Source organism: Neobacillus paridis (genome assembly GCF_016765675.1).
In the GTDB taxonomy this organism is placed as follows: Bacteria; Bacillota; Bacilli; order Bacillales; family Cytobacillaceae; genus Neobacillus; species Neobacillus paridis.
This window is the reverse complement of record NZ_JAESWB010000134.1, coordinates 81,930-102,080: the sequence shown is the minus strand read 5'-3', so window position 1 is coordinate 102,080 and position 20,151 is coordinate 81,930. Positions and strand designations below refer to the sequence as shown.

At 42.5% G+C, this 20,151-nt stretch carries 22 protein-coding genes; 21 read left to right on the top strand and 1 reads right to left on the bottom strand.

Annotated elements, in window-relative coordinates; all coding sequences use genetic code 11:
- Positions 1-11 precede the first annotated feature (11 nt).
- Positions 12-137: an LCI fold-containing protein gene (locus JK635_RS25325; protein ID WP_368857079.1), complete on the bottom strand. Its 126-nt coding sequence runs from the start codon at positions 135-137 to the stop codon at positions 12-14.
- On the opposite strand from JK635_RS25325, the gene JK635_RS07890 reads away from it, so the two are divergent.
- The 21 genes from JK635_RS07890 to JK635_RS07790 all read left to right on the top strand — a co-directional run bounded on the left by JK635_RS07890 (position 99) and on the right by JK635_RS07790 (position 20,008).
- Complete coding sequence (locus JK635_RS07890) at positions 99-803, top strand: crossover junction endodeoxyribonuclease RuvC (protein ID WP_202653415.1); 705 nt, start codon at positions 99-101, stop codon at positions 801-803. The genes JK635_RS25325 and JK635_RS07890 overlap by 39 nt on opposite strands.
- 8 nt (positions 804-811) lie before the next feature.
- Positions 812-1,285 (top strand): hypothetical protein, encoded by a 474-nt coding sequence (locus JK635_RS07885; RefSeq protein ID WP_202653414.1) that lies wholly within the window; start codon positions 812-814, stop codon positions 1,283-1,285.
- Between the two features lie 14 nt (positions 1,286-1,299).
- Positions 1,300-2,688 carry a hypothetical protein gene (locus JK635_RS07880; RefSeq protein WP_202653413.1) on the top strand — a complete coding sequence of 463 codons (1,389 nt, stop codon included), beginning with the start codon at positions 1,300-1,302 and terminating at the stop codon, positions 2,686-2,688.
- A 37-nt stretch (positions 2,689-2,725) separates the two neighbouring features.
- A complete protein-coding gene (locus tag JK635_RS07875; protein WP_202653412.1) occupies positions 2,726-2,914 on the top strand; it encodes a hypothetical protein in 189 nt (62 codons plus the stop codon).
- A gap of 16 nt (positions 2,915-2,930) precedes the next feature.
- On the top strand, positions 2,931-3,449 hold the full coding sequence (locus JK635_RS07870) for a hypothetical protein (protein WP_202653411.1): 519 nt from the start codon (positions 2,931-2,933) through the stop codon (positions 3,447-3,449).
- A gap of 122 nt (positions 3,450-3,571) precedes the next feature.
- A complete protein-coding gene (locus JK635_RS07865; RefSeq protein WP_202653410.1) occupies positions 3,572-7,642 on the top strand; it encodes a serine-rich protein in 4,071 nt (1,356 codons plus the stop codon).
- A gap of 628 nt (positions 7,643-8,270) precedes the next feature.
- Positions 8,271-8,657, top strand: a complete 387-nt coding sequence (locus JK635_RS07860; RefSeq protein WP_202653409.1) for a hypothetical protein — start codon at positions 8,271-8,273, stop codon at positions 8,655-8,657.
- A 159-nt stretch (positions 8,658-8,816) separates the two neighbouring features.
- Positions 8,817-9,578: a Flp pilus assembly protein CpaB gene (gene cpaB / locus JK635_RS07855; RefSeq protein WP_202653408.1), complete on the top strand. Its 762-nt coding sequence runs from the start codon at positions 8,817-8,819 to the stop codon at positions 9,576-9,578.
- 47 nt (positions 9,579-9,625) lie between these two features.
- A complete protein-coding gene (locus tag JK635_RS07850; protein ID WP_202653407.1) occupies positions 9,626-11,293 on the top strand; it encodes a CpaE/TadZ family protein in 1,668 nt (555 codons plus the stop codon).
- An 88-nt stretch (positions 11,294-11,381) separates the two neighbouring features.
- A complete protein-coding gene (locus JK635_RS07845; protein ID WP_235887966.1) occupies positions 11,382-12,830 on the top strand; it encodes a TadA family conjugal transfer-associated ATPase in 1,449 nt (482 codons plus the stop codon).
- Between the two features lie 3 nt (positions 12,831-12,833).
- Entirely contained in the window at positions 12,834-13,754 is a 921-nt protein-coding gene (locus JK635_RS24190) for a type II secretion system F family protein (RefSeq protein ID WP_202653405.1), read from the top strand.
- Between the two features lie 115 nt (positions 13,755-13,869).
- Positions 13,870-14,724 (top strand): type II secretion system F family protein, encoded by an 855-nt coding sequence (locus JK635_RS07835; RefSeq protein WP_202653404.1) that lies wholly within the window; start codon positions 13,870-13,872, stop codon positions 14,722-14,724.
- A 171-nt stretch (positions 14,725-14,895) separates the two neighbouring features.
- Positions 14,896-15,069 (top strand): Flp family type IVb pilin, encoded by a 174-nt coding sequence (locus tag JK635_RS07830; protein WP_202653403.1) that lies wholly within the window; start codon positions 14,896-14,898, stop codon positions 15,067-15,069.
- Positions 15,070-15,164: 95 nt separating this feature from the next.
- Positions 15,165-15,338, top strand: coding sequence for a Flp family type IVb pilin (locus tag JK635_RS07825; protein WP_202653402.1), 174 nt, complete (start codon positions 15,165-15,167; stop codon positions 15,336-15,338).
- A gap of 69 nt (positions 15,339-15,407) precedes the next feature.
- The gene (locus JK635_RS07820; RefSeq protein WP_202653401.1) at positions 15,408-15,962 is read left to right on the top strand and encodes an A24 family peptidase; all 555 of its coding nucleotides are present in this window, start codon (positions 15,408-15,410) and stop codon (positions 15,960-15,962) included.
- Between the two features lie 24 nt (positions 15,963-15,986).
- Positions 15,987-16,427 carry a TadE/TadG family type IV pilus assembly protein gene (locus JK635_RS07815; protein ID WP_202653400.1) on the top strand — a complete coding sequence of 147 codons (441 nt, stop codon included), beginning with the start codon at positions 15,987-15,989 and terminating at the stop codon, positions 16,425-16,427.
- Positions 16,428-16,445: 18 nt separating this feature from the next.
- Complete coding sequence (locus JK635_RS07810) at positions 16,446-16,946, top strand: TadE/TadG family type IV pilus assembly protein (protein WP_202653399.1); 501 nt, start codon at positions 16,446-16,448, stop codon at positions 16,944-16,946.
- 68 nt (positions 16,947-17,014) lie between these two features.
- Complete coding sequence (locus JK635_RS07805) at positions 17,015-17,863, top strand: hypothetical protein (RefSeq protein ID WP_202653398.1); 849 nt, start codon at positions 17,015-17,017, stop codon at positions 17,861-17,863.
- Between the two features lie 57 nt (positions 17,864-17,920).
- Entirely contained in the window at positions 17,921-18,172 is a 252-nt protein-coding gene (locus JK635_RS07800) for a DUF370 domain-containing protein (protein ID WP_202653397.1), read from the top strand.
- Positions 18,173-18,392: 220 nt separating this feature from the next.
- Positions 18,393-19,394, top strand: coding sequence for a toprim domain-containing protein (locus tag JK635_RS07795; protein ID WP_202653396.1), 1,002 nt, complete (start codon positions 18,393-18,395; stop codon positions 19,392-19,394).
- A gap of 281 nt (positions 19,395-19,675) precedes the next feature.
- On the top strand, positions 19,676-20,008 hold the full coding sequence (locus JK635_RS07790) for a hypothetical protein (RefSeq protein ID WP_202653395.1): 333 nt from the start codon (positions 19,676-19,678) through the stop codon (positions 20,006-20,008).
- The last annotated feature ends 143 nt before the right edge of the window (positions 20,009-20,151 follow it).

Below are 20,151 nucleotides of genomic sequence, written 5' to 3'. Positions count from 1 at the left end.
GAATTCCCCTCCTATTTTCGGGGGGTTCCTTTTATTTTATATTTTTGAATAATGGAATTTCGATAGAATATCATGATAAAATAAAAGGGGATATCATCATGGTCAAAGGAATTGCGATAGACCCCGGTACTCGGGATATTGGGTATTGCTATTTTAATTGGATGAAAGAAGATAGCCTGCTTGTTTTAGGGGAGTCTGGCATCATCCGAATCAAGCATTCACTTGATCTTGAGTTTCGGCTCCATATTCTTTTTTACCGCATTCAAGAATTGGTAACGGATATGGAAGTACTTGTCACCGAAAATAGTTTTTCAAATCCAAAATACCCATCAGGTATAACTGTAAGGGAAGGTTTGGGGGTCATTAAAGTTGCGGCTGTCGAAAAGCATGTTCCGATTCACTTGCTCCGGCCTGAAGATTCGAAACTGGCTATGGTGGGGAAGAGGACAGCAAGCAAATTGGAACTCGCAAAAGCTATTGAAGAGGCAGGAATCCCGCTTCCGAGCCCCGCTGAAGTGCTCATTCAAAAGAAGAAGGACCATTTAACGGATGCAATTGGCATGGTTATTGCCTATTGTTTTAAAGAAAAAGCGACTGTCACCATTTACAGTGAGAAAGGAGAGAAACTATGTCCTTGTTTAGAAAAAAAGAGGAATGGGATTGGGAAGTCGATACCGAAAACTACGAAAATTGGGATGAGTACGAACACAGTCCCAGCCAAAAAGAAGGCTATGAAGAAGGAGTCTTCAACGGGGAAGCGAAAGAAGGAGGAATCTCATATCCCACCCTCTTTTTCCTCATAGGGCTTATTTTGTATGCGGGATTTCTCGTACTTGGTATTTTTACAACCGATTACAAAGATGGAAAAGCCTATGTAGTCAATGCAGATGTAAGGCAGGAACGTGCCTATATCGACCGTTTGACTCCTTTTTACAATGTTGTCATTAACACGCCCGACGCCGTTGAATCATTAGAGAATAATACCTCCAACTCCATCGACCTCATTTACAAATTGACCAAATTGAAAGATGCAATTTCTTCCATGCAAAAAGAAATAAAAACAACAAAAGCCCCTGAAGTTTACACTGCCTACCAGCAGTATCTCATTGAATTGTCTGATGAAGAAACCGCGCTGCTTCAATCTGTCATTGCCTATCACCAAGACCCAAACCAAGACCGAATGCCGGAAATACAAGAACAACTGGACAACGTTCATGACGGGATTCAAAATGTCAAAAATCAAATGAACGATATTCAAAAGCGTTTAATTCGTAACCAACAATAGAAAGGAGGACATTCATGGCCTTTTTTGGAAGAAAAGAAGACCTTACCCCAGCAAAAAGCGAAACCATTTTTTTGGAGAATCACGCCAAAACACTTGAATTGAACATCATGAAATTGGAAGAGCAAATGAATCAAACAAGACAACTTGCGGAAGGGTACAGGGCGGATGCGAGAAAACATATGAGTGAGCTGCAACGAGTTGCGCAAACCATTTGTGATAATGACTTTGCAAAGGAACAGTTAGGAGGTAAAAACCGAATCCTTTCCCTCTCCAGTTTTGAACTGGCCAATTTCATCATCGACAACTGGAAAAAACAAAGGCAGGAAGCCATCAACCTCATCATTGAACTGCAAAAATCGTTAAAACGGAAAGAAGGCGAATACCGTGACCTGGAAGCGCAGCTTGAGAGAGTGTTAACCGAACAACGGGATGCCGCAAGAGAAAATCAGGAATATCCTTCTTTTGACTCTCCTTTGCACGAAGAAATCAAGAATATGGAACCAAGTGAAATTCTATCGCCTGCTCCTGAAAAAGATTTGAAATTGCCTGTAGCAGATGATATTGTCAAGGTAGTAAAACAGTCCACAACCCTTGCCCCACCTAGCCCTGCTCCTGTTGCTTCCACTCATGAAGACCACACTTACCGCACACCAAAGACCCATCTTGTATTAATGGATGATATTGAAAAACAAATGAATGACCTCTCATGGAGCATTCTTGAGGGAATTGGAAAAGAGGGATTAAGTGAATCTAAAGAGATCGCCAATTTTGTGAAAGACCGATTTGGAGATTTCAGCCAATCCCAATTTACGACTGCTCTCAATGGATTAAAGACCAATCTGATTGTTGCAGAGGATAAAGTCAACACTGGTTGGCGCTGGTTTTTTGCTTTTCATTTGACGGACCTCGGCCTTCAACTCTTCCAAAAACGCTTTAAAAAGCCCGCAGTTTTGTGTGAAAAACACGTGCTCCGCAAGGAAAATGCCACATGGGATCATGGTTACACGATCAAAGATACAGCCACTCTCATGGAAATGATGGGATATAAAGACATTACCTATTCAAGAAGTGACAACGAAATCAAATTGTCGAATGGAAAAACGTGGATTCCAGATATCACGGCTTACGATACCCTTTCCAATAAGAAGGTCTATGTGGAAGTAGAACTTGGCCACCACACTCAAAAAGAGTTTAACGAAAAAATGGATAAGGCAAGACAAGTAGCGCATGAACTTCGGTTTGTCACGAATGCCAAACAATCCATGGAAACAATCGTTCAACAATTTTCTCGATGGAAGTTGGAAAAATCCAAACAAGGGAACCCCGTTAAGAACTTTGATGTCTATATCACAACTACGAAAAAACTATCAGATAAAGATTGGGGCAATCATTACCCTTCCTAATGGGGAAGGGGTACTTTTTTAAAAAGGAGGGAGTGTCATGGAGTTTTTAGGGAATTTGTTTTCTTCGATAGGAGCCATTCATGTCAATGCTGCCATTACGATTTGGACATTTCTCGTTAACAATTTGACCATGCTTTTGGTCATTGGTGTGGTGACATACCTTTTTAGTGAAGAAATCAAACAGCATGAACATGAATTTGTTCAGGATAAACGCCGCTTAATGTAAGAAAGGAGGAAGACGAATGAATGAAAAGGGACTTTTGATCCATAAGCATTTTACGCCTAAACTGTATCTGGCGCTAAAAAACTTGTTCATCTATATTGCCCTCATCGGTCTATGGGTATGGACAGTCAATATGTATGCAGTATTTGGAACAGGATGGATTAAGTTTGCGGTAGCACTCATGTGGGTTGCTGGAGCGATTGCTGTTTGGGGGATTCCAGAAGAACGGGAGCAGACGATTAAAGAAACCAAATGGGCGGTATTTGGATACGTTCTTTTCCTTGTTCTTTACCGGCTGGTCATTGTGAAGTTTAGCCAATTTTCCCCTGATCAGGTAGGAGTGTCTCTTGGGGTAAATGTTCCGGTAGCAAGCGCAACAAGCGCTCTCGGGTTTGCGCAAAACATTCTCATGATTGTTTCGATTCTCACTCCCGTCGGTTTTTGTCTATGGGTAGGCCAGAAGTTTAAGGTCAACCAAGGACGGAAGAAGAAAGACGAAGCATTCTCAAAGTACAAGGGAATAAGAAGGAATCCTTAAGAAATCATTAAGATTTGAGAATGGTTTGCCATGAAGAGTTTATCTCTTCAAACATTCACGATATAAAATAAATGTTTAAAATGAGCCTATTTTGACAATGATAAAGGAGGAAGAAAAAATTCATGTCCGTACTGGAATTGTTGCAACAACAAGGGAACAAACAGGACTTTCACGACATGGAAGTTGTTCACTCCAATGTAGAATATTCCTCTTCTGGAAGTCTAAACTATCTTTTGTTTGAAATGAAGACAAAAGATGGGAACGGAGATTTTGTCACATTGTACAAAGCGATCAAACTCCACCGTTTGATTCGTGTCCCCAAAAATGCCAAGCAGTTAAAGTCACTCATGGATATGCAAGGTGATGTCATAACCGGGCTATACCGGTCAGATGTCAATTTTGTGCAAATCATAGCGAACATTTTACGCCCAAAACCTATCGGTCTTTTGTTTGTTTACGGAATCCAGTCAGTATCAACGGAATCTATGGAAGATGCCAAAAGAAAAGCAGACATTGACTTCTCTGCTTTAACTCGTGTTTTTGGCGGTACGTTCAGGACGATGGAAATGCGGGTTCCTACCTATGAAGAGATGGAATGGCTGCGTCAAAAAATGCATTCGATGAAACATATTCAGGCTGTTCGCGGTCTTCCCAAGCCCAGAAAGTCAGCCGGGGATATGAATAACTCATCGGGTATGGGGTCAACAGGAAATGCGGATTCAGAGGAACAGACGGAGGAATTCATAGCTGGCATGACCGACTTTGAATATGTAGCGCTGTTAATGGCCACCCCAATCGAGGAAGAGGTCTTGGAAAAATGGTTGACCGCAACCAGTAAAGACCAAACCCGTTGGGAAGGACTTGCTACTGGTTCAAAGGGGCTTAACTTCGGGCTTTCCCTGCCAATGATGTATATGGCTAATATTGGAGCATCGGAAGGTTGGAATTCAGGTTTTAACCAAGGAATTTCCGACTCCCACAGCGATTCTACATCCCTAACTACCTCACATGGGGTTACAAGCGGAATTACTCATTCTGCGGGGACTACGGTAAGTGATGGGGTGACGGTAAGCGACGGGATTTCCTCCAATATGGGACAATCCATTGGAACGTCTGAAGGGGTAAGTGAATCGGATGGAACGAGTACATCCCATGGAACGGGTACCAACATGTCAACCTCTGAAACTGATACACAAGGCACAAGCCAAACACAAACTCACGGAACAAGTTGGAGTGAAAGTGACGGGACGAGCCGCACGGTAACAGACGGCACTAGTCATACTGTAACCGACGGAACCAGTACGACAACGACAACCGGCAAAAGCCACTCTGTTTCAGATGGTACGTCTCACTCGACCACAAAAGGTACAAGCACAACCACCACAGACGGGACGACCAAAACAACAGGAACCAATTGGTCAGAATCCGACAGCAGAAGCCAAACAACAGGCACCAGCCACTCGACTTCAAGAGGAACTTCCTGGTCAAACTCAAGCAGTTCTTCTTCAACAGTTTCTACTGGAACAAGTGACAGTACCAATACATCCCATTCTACAGGAACCAACGATACTCACTCTGATAGTAGAGGTTCTGGCACATCTCATAGCCGAGGAGGATCCGTGAGTGTAAACGTAGGGATTCCTGGTGTTGCGAGCGGTGGAGGAAGTTACTCCGAGAATTCCGGGACTTCCACTAGCAGGGGAACGTCAGATTCACATGGGGTGAGCGAAAGCACCTCCACAGGTTCTGGCCACTCCACAAATGCAAGCAGTTCCACCAGCCACTCCAGTTCTTCCTCAAGAGGCGGAAGTTACGGCACCACGGATACTACAAGTCATTCTACCACAACAGGACATACAACCAGTCATGGAGGAAGTGAATCGACAAGTAAAAGCCATAGCGTTTCTAAAGGAGTAAGTAATAGCGTAACGTCGGGTACCAGTCATACTGTTACAAATGGAACCAGCAGCAGTGTCTCTCATGGTACTTCTCACTCTGTTTCTCAAGGTGCTTCCCACTCTGTTTCAGAAGGAACCTCTCACACTTCTACAAGAGGCGGAAGCGAGTCTACTTCTATTGGGGCAAGTCAGTCTAAATCGTTCGGCCAATCTAAAGGGACTAGCGAAAATTGGGGGACTGGCACCAGTCAATCTTTTGGTAGAACCCAAGGATCTTCTTTAGGAGATTCCTTCTCTGAAGGGGCAAACCACTCCATAAGCAATTCCCACTCTGTATCCGGCAGTCAATCTGTTTCTAAATCCCTTTCCGAGAGCGATTCAGTCTCCAAAGGAAAATCGCATAGCGATGGATGGGGTACTAGCAAAGGACAATCCCAAGGATTCTCCGGAGCTGTTAATTCCGGTGCCGCGGGTACAATGGGGATTGGTCCTAGTGTTTCTTGGTCAAAGACGTATCAATGGAAAGACATCGAAGTGCAAAATATCATCCAGCTCCTTGATTTTCAACGAAACCGCCTGTTTACTGCTACTAACGGTCAAGGTGCTTTCTATGTAGATTTCTTCATCGCAACGGAAAATGAAAAGGCGAAATCCGCAGCAACCGCCCTTGCAACAAGCGCTTGGATGAATGACGCCGCTCTTGTGTCTCCACTTCAAGTCCTATCACTTGACCCTCATGAAGAAAAACATCTTCTCTATCACATGAATGCCTTCTCTCCATGCCTGACCAAAGAAGGAATTCCCGGTCAACTAGAATCTTACAAATTCTCCACGGTTCTTCTAGCGGATGAGCTGGCAGCATTCTCACATCCACCAAGAATTTCTGAAGGTGGTTTGTATGCAGAGGTGGACGACATGCCAGTGCTTGCTGTTCCATCCAACCGTCAAGACGGTGAGATCTATGTCGGGAACATTCTCTCTGGTGAGCGGTATTCTCCTGAAAGAGGGTATGAAACCGAGTTCCAATTTAGGATCCGAAGTGATGAAATCATGCATGCCTTCTTCCAAGGCGGTTCTCGTTCAGGGAAGACCGTAGCAGCCACTCGTGTCATAGCGGAACTTGCTAACAATGTAAGACGAGGTCCGTACAAAAAACGAATGCGAATCATTGCCATGGATCCGAAAAAGGACTGGCGGATTCTATCCAGGTTTGTTGAGCCGGAGCGGTTCCGTTTCTACTCGCTTGCGGATCCAAGTTTCTGTCCGATTAAACTGAACCTCGCCCGCATTCCAAAAGGAGTTTATACGGAGCGGTACATGAACTCGATTGTGGAAGTGTTCTGCCGGTCGTATGGGCTCGGGGAACGCGGTAAGCAAATCCTGACCCGTGCCTTCTACGAAGAATACACAAAAGCGGGATGTTTCCAGGGTGACGGAAAAAAGTTTGCCAACGAAAGAAGCGCGAATGTCACGCTTGCCACGATTTACAGGAATTTAGAAGCTAAACGACAAGAAATGGACGACCCGAAAGCGAAAGTGAAGTACGGAAATGATGCACGTGATGCTTTTACACGTGTCATGGACCGTATGGAATCCTTTGGCCGGGTAGGAGCGATTAACTATCAGATGTTCTGTAATGAAGGCGGTATGAGTATTGATGAACTTTTAGGCGCCGATGATGTTGTGGTTTTGGAGTCTTACGGGCTTGAGTCCACCACCCGCTCGTTTGTATTTGGACTTGTGACAAGTGCGATCTATCAATACTGTGTCCACAACGGGGGCTTTGTGAAACCTCGTGAACAGTACGAAACCATTTTGGTCATTGAAGAAGCAAACGAAGTCTTAATTGGTCAGGATTCCTCCAGCGGGGATGGAAATGGCGGCGGTTTGTCGGGACCATCTGAATTTGAGCGGATTCTCGATCAGGCAGCAGGAAATGGATTGTTCATTTGGGCGATTACGCAAAAAATCTCTATGCTTCCAACCTCCATCATCGCCAACTGCGGTCTGGTGTTTGGTGGACGCACAAAGATTCCAGACGACATAAATGTTGTCGTCAGACAGATTGGCCGTGAAGAAAGATACGATGACCGGCCATTGGTTAAGTTTTTCCCAAGGTGCCCAACTGGCTGGTTTGCCATTCAAACGTCACGTACATTCGACTTCAAAGATGCCGAGCCTGCCTGGGTAAAAGTAGAACGTCTCGCCATAGATCCACCTGAAGATGACCAATTGCAATTGTTGGTTGAGTTGGGTGAACTCGAACGAGCAAAGAAAAAAATGCTAAATCACTAACCCCCTCTTTGAAGGGGGCTTTTTTATGGGTAAATTCCGTAAACTCGTTGAAAAATTTCTATTTATCTGTATAAATACTTGAATAACGTAATAAAATAAGATATACTTAAAGTATCATTTGATTGTTCTCCTTTCCTATATCGTGAAAAATTCTATCTTTTGGGAGTGAAGGTGCGGAAACCCTTCTCTCTTGATCATCGCCATCAGTCTTTGCTGGTGGCTTTTTTCTTTTTACAATCACCCCCTAATTCAAGATTGCCAACATGGACATCAATTCCCCTACGTCATTTTCAATTCACAAACACAGCCGCAGGCTGAATTTCAGTAGGCCTTTATAACCAGCGGAAAACATTCTTATCTTTTAAAGATAAACAAAAAGCAGGGTTGATCCATGTGATGAAAAACATGGCAAGGCTAAAGACGGCATCTACACTAAAGGGTGAGCCGAAAAATAGAGATCAACTTCTTTTTTAATTGCCCGAACACATGCAAAAGGAAGCACTAGCTATCTGTAAATCCTCTTTTTCGGAGGATTTCGTTTATTATGTAAATTTTATGAGGTAAATTCCTTTTTTATTATGAATATACGTGTTAAAATGGAATAAATGAATAATAAAGGAGGTCAATCATGTCTTTAACTGTTAACACGACAGAGCAGCCTATTGATGTTACCTTTGAAAAAATGGAACTTGTGGTGGAAAATCAGTCATATGGGCTTGTCAATGCCACCATAAAGCATGCAAAGGATATGGTAACAGTCTCTTCAGGAAGGCGCATCATTCACGAACAAATCTTTTTTTCAAAAGAAATCTTTTTCTTTCTAAAAGGGAGTTCCCGTACACTCGCCCCTTTAACATCAGAAAATCCCCCTCAATCCTTCTGGTTGAAAGACCCAACGAATGAAAGCCTGTCTATTTTCATCAAACACTCTCACATTTCAATTATCCCAAACGGAGTCCGGATCATCGCAAAGGATGAGAATTGCAGTATAGGAGCAAAGCTTTCCGTTGCTTAAAAGTATAAGAAACAAAGAAACCAGAAAATAATTCATGGATTCATACTTTAAAAGTTTTTCTCTATTTTAGTAGAAAAAAAGAAAAGGATAGTGCTATAATGTATTCATGTATGTTAAAAATATAACGATATTCATAAATTAAAAGGAGAGATTTTTTGCATGGCAGTTAAAAACAAGACAAATAGTAAGGGATTCAAGTTGTCAATGCCTGTTTTAGCGATTGTGGTTCTTGGGGTTCTCACCGCTATTGGGGTATTCAGTTTAGTCTCGAAAGCTAAAGTGGATGTATTGGTTCCCAAATCACCAATTGAAGCCAGAACCAAGGTCACAGCAAGCATGTTTACTTACAAAACTATTGATAAAGCATCTGCACCAAGAGGAGCGATTGTAAGAGGACAAGAAAATCAACTGGAAAACCGCTTGTCTGCCGGTCTTTTAGTACCAGATGTGCCGGTCGTTGCCTCCCAATTTCTTGGTGAAGACTCCAAAACGTCCTTAACGGCCAGAGTGCCAGATGGAAAGGTCATTGTAAGCCTTCCGACCGATCCTGTCAAAGGGGTTTCATCCACTATCACCACCAACGATAAAGTCAACATTTACTCCACCATTTCAAATGATGCCCTCGGAACTGAAACCAAACTCATTTTCCAAAACGTCCAAATTGTGGATTTGCAAAAGAACAATAAGGCTTTAACAGCCATCACGATCGCCGTTACGCCAAAGGAAGCAGAGGAACTTCTCTATGCCCAAACAGCGGGAGATATTCATTTTGCAGTTGTCCCATATAACTACAAGGAAGTGACCACAGATGGAATGAATGACAATCAATTCATCAAAAAGAATGTTAACAACGGAGGGGCATTAAGCGGTATTAAAATTGTAAGTCCTAGCGATAACAATGATAAAAATGAAAAGAAGTAAAAAGAATCATCAACGATAAAGAACATTCATAAAGAAGGAGGAAAAACATGAACTCAAAAATCCACATTCTATTGGTTGACGAAGATTTTCATTGGACAGAAGACTTACATCGAGTGTTTGCACTTGAACCATCATTAAAACTAATTGGAACCTCCGACACAATGAGTGACGGTCTCCAAAAAATGGAAATGATGAAACCTGATTTAATCATTGTAAACATGGAATTGCCGGATGGGGATGGCGCTTCATTCATCCAGCAAGCCAAAAAAACGAATCCAAACCTGATTTTTGTGGCTGAAATCAATAACAACGACCCAGTGTTGTATCAACAAGCCCAACGTGCGGGAGCGCATTCAGTCTTGTCAAAGAGTTCGGTCACAACAGGAGAGATCATTCAAATTGTTCGTAAAGTGTTTGAAGAAGCAAGGGGACAGCGGATTTCCCAACAAACCTCTAAAGTACAAACTCCGCAAATCAATCCGGATCAACCACAACCGATTCCGCAACCTTACCAACAAGGAAATATGCTGGGAGGAATGCCAATGAATCAAGAACGACCACAAGGCTTTCCTCAACAGCCCTTCTTTACTCCTCAAGGAGGAGGGTTCCAACAAGGCTATCAAGGAGGTCAGCCAAATGGCTATCCGTACCAGCCATCTCCATTCCCACCGCAACAAGGGTATGGTCAAGCCTCACAAGGGCTTGGGCAAAATCCGTATCAAGGATTCCCGCAAGGAGCATCCACTTCTGGAGAGCCACCCTATCCAACTCAATCATTCCCGCAACATCAAGGAATGGCACCATTTTCTCCTGCTAATCAAAAACAACCTCAAGTTACCACATCCGCTGCCCGTATCCGCACATCTGTCATTGCGATTAATTCACCAAAGGGAGGAGTCGGGAAGAGTTCCTTTTCAAAAGAGCTTGCCTGTGCTTTTGCATTAGCTAAAATTCCAACTGCCCCAGGACTTCCTCCAGAACGGCTCAAGGTGTGTTTGGTAGATATGGATTTAGATTACGGGAATATTGCGAGCATGCTTCGGTTGAACCCAATTCCCAATATTTCCAGTTGGGCGGATGACATCAACGACAAACTCCGTAAAGGGGGAGAAAAGCAAAAATTACTCTATGCTCCAGACCAATTCATGCCATATCTCCTCACACATGCCGAAACAGGGTTAAAGGTGTTAGCCGCCCCGGTTCTGCCGACACAAGCTCTTGACATTACGGAGCGTGTGGTAGAAATCATCATTGATTCCCTCAAAAACTACTTTGACATCGTGATTCTGGACACTGGAAATAATACGCGCGACTACACACTGGTCGCGATTGAAAAATCCCAAAAAACGATTGTTGTCTCTACAGCCGAAGTCCCAACAGTGAGAAACGTCCAAGCCCTCCTTGAAACGCTTGAAGCCATTCATTTCCCGATGGACAAGCTGTATTTGGCGTTAAATGATGTGTCAAAGCGCAACGATTTAAGTGTCAATGACATCGTAAGAACTCTTGATATGACCTTGCTTGGAGTCATTCCGGAAGATCCACGGGTAAGGCAAGCTAACAACAACGGGGAAGCATTGGTCATGGGAAAAGACACGGAATACACCAACGCTATTCGGAAAATTGGACATCAGCTTGTTCCTGTTTTCGCCACAAAACGAAAAATGCAGACAAAGAAAAAAGCGAATCTTTTCGGATTTTTGATGAAGAAATAAATGCATCCCCCATTTTTAGGGGGATTTATGCAAGACTCTCCCTCGATTGGAGGGACTTGCCATTTCAATGATTGATTGGAGGCAAAAGATGAACAGATCGAATTTACTAGGGAAAAGATTGGCCACTTTAAACGATGACCATCCTCGCTTTGAGACTATCCAGGATGATGGCAGGGGACTCTCAAGCGAAGAAATTGAAAATCTAAACAAAAGAGTGCGGGAAAAGTTAAATAAGGCGTTTGGAGAAGAGATTCACAAGCGAAGGAATGAAGAAGACTTCCGCTTACTCATGTACAAAACAATTGAGGCTATTTTAAAAGAGGAAGATTTTCAGATTGGTAGTCTTGAAAAAAGCAAATTTGTCACAGATCTTCTAAATGACATCTTGGGTTTTGGGCCGATTCAACCGCTCGTGGATGATGAGTCGATCACCGAGATCATGGTTGTGGGCCCAAACCGTGTGTACATCGAACAAAATGGCGTTTTGATTCCGACAGACATCAAATTCGCAAGCAAGCGGCAAGTCCAGCTTTTGATTGATAAGATCATCGGTCCGTTAGGCCGGCGTTGTGATGAATCCACCCCAAACGTAGACGCCAGGCTTCCAGATGGATCCCGTGTATCAGCATCCATTCACCCCATTGCTCTTGATGGTCCCTATATTACCATCCGTAAATTTGCCAAGAAAACCTTCACACTGGATGACTATGTAAGGCTTGGTTCATGCAGCCCTGAAATGGCTCATTTCATTGAATCCGCAGTAAAAGGAAAACTCAATATTGTCGTATCAGGCGGTACGGGTTCAGGGAAGACCACTCTCTTAAACTGTGTTTCTTCCTATATTGATCCCTCTGAACGAATTCTCACGATTGAGGACTCTGCCGAGCTTCAATTAACGCAGCCTCATGTGGAACGTTACGAAGCAAGACCCGCCAACGTGGAAGGAAAAGGAGCCATTACGATTCGGGATTTAGTCATATACGCACTCCGAAAACGTCCCGACCGAATTGTCGTTGGGGAGATTCGCGGAGGGGAAGCAATGGATATGCTTCAAGCGATGAACACGGGTCACGATGGTTCACTTACCACCGGTCACGCCAACTCTCCCAAACAAATGATTAACCGTCTTGAAACGATGGCCCTCATGAGCGGAATGGAAATTCCGGTGAAGGCGATCAGGGAAACGATTGCAGGAGCCGTTCATCTCATCATTCAGATTGGGCGATTAAAGGACGGTTCTCGAAAAATTGTAGCCATCACAGAAGTAGTGGGGATTGGGCGAGATGGAGCTGAAAAATTAGGTATCCAAAAGTACGACAAAGAAGCGGTTTACTTGCAGGATATTTTCAAGTTCATTCAAACCGGAACCGGGGAAAATGGAAAAGTGGAAGGCGTGTTTGCGGCAACGGGGTACAAACCAATGTGCCTAGAGAAATTTGAATCATACGGCATTACGCTTGATGAATCCATGTTTGAACGCACGCTTGTAGAATCAGGAAATCAAAATCCGTTTCCAAAAGCAAGCAAGGAGGTATAAGCCGTGAATGTCATATTTGTGTCCTTTCTCATTGTGTTGTTAAGCTTTGCGATTGCTTGGCAAGTCCAACTGAACATTAGCAAAAAGCGAAGCTATCTTTTAGAGGGGCTTGAAGCGCCAGACTATGATGGCATTCAGGAACTCTTAAAACGGACCAAAGACGTTCAGCCAAGCACATGGCTCGAAAAGAAACAGTACCAACTCGAACAGGCGGGGTCAACACACTCCTTGCAACGATTCTTGGTCATTTCGTTTGCGTTTGCAACAGGTGGATTTGCACTTTCCATGACATTCTCCGGCAATGTTCTCATGAGTGTTCTTGTGGGAGCAGTAGCTTTTTACGTCCCTAACTTTCAATTAAAGCGGAATCGGAGAAAAAACCTGGAAAAGTTTAATTTGTTTTTCCGAAACACTCTCATTCGTATGGCCAGTATGCTGCGCGCGGGAGGGTCAACCAAACAAGCGATTCTTGGTATTGCTCAAAATAATGATACAAATGAAATTGTTCGAAATGAATTCAAAAGAGCCTATACTGATCTTGAATTTGGCTACACAGTAGAAGAAGCCTTCATGAGAATGTATCACCGCACCGGTTCGGAAGATGTCAGGATTGTGTCCATTGTCATGGAAATCCAGCGTCAAAAGGGCGGTAACTTGGCAGAACTCTTGGATTCTCTCCAACAAACCATCACCGAACGGCAAAACCAAAAACGAAGAATCAAAACTCTTACAGCCGCCCAAACCTCCCAAGCCAATCTCCTGACTGCCATTCCTTTTTTAGTGTTTGGATTTTTCTGGATCTACAATCCATCTTACTATAAAGAGTTTTTCGAAAATATCATTGGAGTTTTCATGACCATCGTGTGTGTCATCCTAATTTTCATTGGGAACTTCATCATGAGAAAGATGGCAAGTCCAAAGTAAGGAGCGTCGGGCATCATCTTTCTTCATTGGCCGATACCGATAAAAGGAGGTGCAAGAATAGAGAAATTTTCTCTATTTCACTATGAGTCCAATAACTGTAAGTGTTTTAGCTGGAATGTTTGTCTTTTTAATTGGGATGCAATTCATAACCCCAAGGCTAAAAAGAAAAGATTGGGAAGTGGTGGTTAAACCCGAACTCTATGAAACTTCCTCACAAGAAGGGATTTCCTTCTACGAAAGAAATATCAAGCATCATATTCAAGAACATCAGGATTTGTATGATCACATTCTCGCCTTTTTTAATATCAACGAAGAACTAGTTTCAAAAAAGATTGAACAGGCAGGATGGAAAAACATAAAAGCGGATGAACTGATTGCCATTCGCCTTGGATTAATAGCAGCAGGGATTCTCTTTACCCTTTTGACGCCTTTCATGTTCGAAGGATTCACAGCCATCTTGCTGGGTCTTTCTGCCACAGCTTTAGCCTACATTTACCCAGAACTAAAAATGAAGGAGATGCGCAATAAACGGAGGAACGAAATAAAACATAACCTCCCAGACTTTCTGGAGTTAATGGTTGCCCTCCTTGAAGTAGGAACCCCGATACAAGATGCCATTCTCCAAGTATCGGAATCTTTTAACGATGCCACAGGCGAAGAATTCAGACGAGCCGCCATTGAATCCAAATACAATGGCGGGCAGTGGATACTTTCTTTACAAGAAATGTCAGAGAGGGTGGGGATTTCAGAGGTATCCGACCTTGTTTCTGCTATGGCTCTTGTCAGCGAGAAAGGTACTCCGCTTGCACCGGTTTTGCGTGAACAAGTCGCCCGTATTCGGTTTCGTCACCAGCAAGACTATGAAGAAAAAGCAGCAAAAATGGGAACTAAAATGCTTCCGATCATGGGATTCTTCATTTTCGTGCCAATGCTAGTGCTGCTGTTAGGCCCTGCGTTTCTCGGCATGTAAAATAGGAGCTTTCCCTCCTTTTTTGGGGGGAATCCCCCAAAATGGTAATATTTAGAGTTAAATCATTTAATTTTTGTTCCAATATATTTGATATATTCCGATATTCATAATATAATAGTGATGAAGAATAGTAAAAATGTATAAAACATTCAAAGAAAGGAGATTTTTCTCATGAAACAGATAAGAGCCTTCTTAAAAGAAGAGAAAGCTCAAGGAATGGCAGAGTATGGACTAATTGTTGTGTTAATTGCCATCGGCGTATTCGTTACGGTCGCTGCCTTCCGAGATCAGCTAAAGACCACTTTTGAAAACATTACTAACAAATTCTCCACCCATACCACCTAATCCCCCTCATTTTGAGCGTTTCCATTGTTCTCCTTGTATTCAAAGCAGGGAGAATTCTAGTAAACAACAAAATCCCAAAAAAAGGAGTTAAGCACATGAGACAAATGAAAGCCTTCGTAAAAGAAGAAAAAGCACAAGGAATGGCAGAATACGGATTAATTGTTGTGTTAATTGCCATCGGCGTATTCGTTACGGTCGCTGCCTTCCGAGATCAGTTGAAAACTACCTTCACCAATATCACTAGCAAATTCTCTGCTAATACCAACTAACCTTGCAATTCCCCTCTTGTTAGGGGGTCTTTTTATAGCCTTCATTTTAATTAAAAAGGGGAGATAACGATGACGTTTATTTTTGGCTATGCCGTTCCTTTGGGACTGCTCCTTTCATTAGGGATTTCAGGTATATCGGTATATACGGATATAAAAGAACGAAAAATACCCAATGTCCTAATTGGAATCGGACTTTTAGTTGGATGTATCACCCAGCTTTCGCTTTACGGCCCCTCTGGATTATGGGAAGGCGTGCTTGGTCTTTTAACTGCTTTTTTCCTTACCATTTTGTTTTATATACTCGGAGGGCTAGGGGCAGGAGATGTGAAACTTCTCATGGTCATTGGTCTTTTGAGTGACCCTCTTACCGTATTCTCCGTTTTCTTCTGGGTGGCGATGACAGGTGGTGTGTTGTCTATTGCAATGATGCTACTCTCTAAAAAAGGATTTCAATCGTGGAAAAACTTTAAGCATTTTTTCCTTTCTCTTCTCTATCTCAAACAAGTTCCTCGTTTTGATGAAACCAAATCTGTTACCCTTCCTTACGCCATTCCCATATTTTTAGGTGTTCTCATCGTTGTAATAATCGGAAATTTAGAGTTTAGTCTGCCAGTTTTCTGGTAGAACCAAATAGGAGGTATTCATTCTATGCTGAAACGCGCACGACATTTTCAAAAAAGTAAAAAGGCTCAAAGTTTAGCAGAATTTGCACTTATTTTGCCCGTCATGGTGATGCTTATTGGGATGATTATTTCAGGTGGTCAGCTCATGTTTTCCAAACTCACCATGCAAATGGCGGCATATGAGGGAGCCCGCGTGGGAGTTACACAGCCAGATTTAGCGACAGCCCAAACACAAGGAAAAACGACGATCAAAAATTTTGTTAAAAAGCTACCGTTCATCGAAGAATCAGAGGTTAAGGCCGATATATCTGCCCCAAATGGATGGGTAAAAGGGGAGCCCCTTGATGTGAATATCACTTACAACATGAAGACCCTGTTTCCAGTCCCCGGTACAAATTGGGATAGGTCGGGATCAAGTGCAACCGTACTGGGAAATATTCAACTTTCCATTGAAAACGCGCCTTAAGAAAAGGGGGTCAAAAAGATGTTAAATACGATGCTCTTTTTGGCATTGGTGAAAGAAAAAGCAAAGGATTTTTCTAAAAATCAAAAAGGCGGCGCTCTTGCTCTTTACGCTTTTTTGCTTCCCGCTTTGTGTATTTTAACGGGGTTGATACTAGATATGGGAAGAACCTACGTCATCCAACAACAACTTCAAAGTACGATTGATGCTGCTACCCTCGCTGCCGCCAATACCGCTGTTACCATCGACGATGGACTCAATCCCCCATATGCCGTCATTCCAACCCCAGACGGTCCTAATGCTGCCGACCGATATTTCAACGAAAATTTTAATAAATACTTGAAGGATAAAGCAGAATTAGTCGAATACATCAAGAACCCAAATGAAGGGGACGCAAACTATTCAGATGGAAAAATCAATATTCGAGCAAAAGTCCGTATCAAGTTGACGGTAGCAAGGCTAGTTGGGATTGACTATTGGGAAACTTCCCGCGAATCATGGGCTACGGCCCAACCGAAGTAAGGAAGACTTTTTCTTCCTTCTTTCTTATTTTTTCTAAAAAAACAACCAGACAGGAGGAGCAAACATACATGGCGAGAAGAAGAAAAAGAGGTGTTTTGAATCAAAAAGAAACAGACATCTCTCTCGAATCCATAGCAGAGAATTTAAAGAATGAGATGGAAAAGGAAGATACTCCAAATGAAATCTCGAACCAGCCCCTGAATGAAACCTCAAAAATAGAAAAGGAAACCTATCCTAATCCGCTAGAAGAAGAAAGAAAGTTACTTAAAAAAGCGGAAGCCTTCTTGCAAAAAAATCAGGTGAAACTTTCTTTAGATGAGGGAAAAGAAAAAGAAGAGGCAACAGAAGTTAAACAAGAGTCTGAACTATTAAAGGAAGAACCGAAAAGAATCATTCCCCAAACAAAGCAGAACCAATCCTTCTATTTTGCGATGATTGGTATAGTGCTAACCCTCATTGGATTTGTGTTCGGTATATTGGTTTCCATAACCCATCAACAATCTGCCGAAACACACCGCATTTCCCCTCTAGAAAACATCGTCAAACAAGATCTTTCCCTTCATAACGTGAAAAAAGAAGCTAGTATGTACGGGGTTTCCCTGAAAATAGTGAAAGAGAAAAAACGAGAAAACAAGTGGATGGTGGCGTTTGAAGTGCAAAACCAAGGAAAAGAAACCGTTTACTTCATGGCTAACACGCTGAAACTGGTGGGAGAAGACGGCACGATCATTGTCCCTGAACTTGATAAGGGAAATATTCCACCAACATTTGCAGGAAACGGCATTGCCCCTGGAACAAGTGATCAAGCTGTTCTGGTTTTTACTCTCCCTCATTCCTTTCAACCTGACTATTTTCTTTTAGAGAACGTCACCAATATGAAAAATGGCACATGGACATTCCAAATCGACGCCCGTTAAAGGAATGTTCCTGTCCTTTCGGGCTTTATATTTCCCCTTTAAGGAGGTATTTTTTTCATGAGAATGATTAATGTTGGATTTGGGAATTGTGTGTCCACCGATAAAGTGGTGTGTGTAGTCAGCCCCGATTCTGCCCCCATTAAACGAATCATTTCCCAAGCAAAAGAAGACGGCATTTGTTTGGATGCCACATGTGGAAGGAGAACCCGCTCGGTTATCATAACCGACAGCGATCATGTCATTTTAACCTCTCTCCAACCCGAGACCGTAGCCAACCGGCTAAACGGAGATTACGATGAACATTCATAATGGGACTGTCCAGAAAGTCTATTTTTGAGTAAATAACACCGAAAATAAAAGCCCAAGAATGCCTATAAAATCAACATTCGCGGGTTTTTCTATTTTTAATTTTCGGGCTGAAAACCACTTTTCGGATAGCCCTTGATGTCTAATTTAATAGAAAAGCGATTTACGATTATGATAAAATATTCCTATATTCAAAAATTATTCATTTATGGTGGTGAAAAATGTGAGAAAACCGTCAGTTGAAGAACTGCTGCTTGAGCAAATTGTACCAGAAGATTTTTTTGAATTCATGGGATGGAAGTTGAAAAGAAAAGGAAAGGATTACCGCTGGAGATGTCCGATTCACGGAGGGGACGGTGAGTATAACTATGCTTATGATCCCAAGACCCGAAACTTTCATTGTTATTCCCGTTGCGGTCATATCGGTAATTTCGTCAAAGCCTATCAGATGGCTCATCAGGTTTCCTATGAGAAAGCACTCCAAGATTTAGCCCATTGGCAAGGAATTTCTCTTTCTGGAAGAAGGCTCCGACGGCCATTTGCCTTTACATTGGAAGATAAAAAGGTGAAAGAAGATCTTCCAGCTAGTGTCAAGGAATTGCCGCTGGTTTCAGCTCATGAAGCCAAAAGCCTCATTCCTCTTTTGAAGCATCCGCGGTTCTCACAAGCATCTATTGAACGGTTTCAAATCAAACGTTGTGAAAGAGGACGGTACCATCATCGGATTGTATTTCCCATTTGGGACCAGGAAGGCAGATGGGTTGGAAACAGCGGGAGATGGGAAGGAGAAAACTTTGATAAAAAGGGCGTACCAAAATATTTGTATACTGCTTTTCCATTTGAAAAATCACACGTTCTCTATGGGTATCATTTGGTCTTAAACAGTCCGTTTTGGATTCTCCATGAAGGGGTGACAGACACCATTCAAGCCTTTGAGTATGGGTTTGGGACGGTTTCGGTTTTAGGATCTTCTTTAAGCGAAGAACAGATTGAACTCATCAGAAAAAAACCCAAACCTGTTATCATTGGTTTTGATGGGGACGATGCAGGAAGGAACGCCGCAAAGAGAGCAATTCAGTCCTTGATGGATAAACACATGCCGATTGATGGAATCATGGTATTCCCAGAAGGAAAAGACCCCGGCAGTGTCTCCAAAGAAGAATACGTACGGATTTTTACTGACAGAATCCATCCCATTGCTTTTTTAAGGAAATTCCCTTCTTGATTAAAACAAGAGGGGATTTTTTTACAGTAAACTGAATATCTTGATTAAATACGAATATCGTAATATAATAGGTATATATGAACGCAATGATGATATTTGTATTGCATACATCAAAATCTTCTTGAAAAAAACCGCTTTTCAAGGGTCATTCTTTTCCTCCATGCGGGAATGTGCATCATAAACCGAAACCGTTGGAATTCTCCCTTTTTCACCGCCAACCATTTTGTTTTCTTATGGGGAGAGTTCAAAAAAATAATTTAAAAAGGAAAAGGGGAATTAGAATGATAAATTTTATTGATATGATGCAATACATAGTCATGGGAGGTGCTGCTCTTTTGTTTGTGGCTGTTCCGCTCTCTGTTGTCGGAACACTCATGCAAAAGCATAAAGAGGCACAGTCAAAACGAGAAATGATGGAACTATGGATGCACACGCAGAACATGGCGAACATGACGCAGAGTATGAAAAATGCCGGAGTTGATCCGAATCTTGCAATGTTCCAAGCTATGCCTGCGAGTAGCGACTACAAGAAAAAATCCTTCAACCTCATTACGACTTTGCTAGGCGTAAATGCACTTCTTTTTGTCGGCCTCATCTTTGCAATCATTTTTTAATTTGAAACATTCCACGACATTTGGTAGTTGAGGTTCTTTTACTCTGGATACCTCTCCCCTTTATGAACGGAGAAACCGTTCCTTTTTAAGTGTCTATTTGGTTTTACAGCCTATTGGCTAAAAATATCAAAACGAAGGAGAAG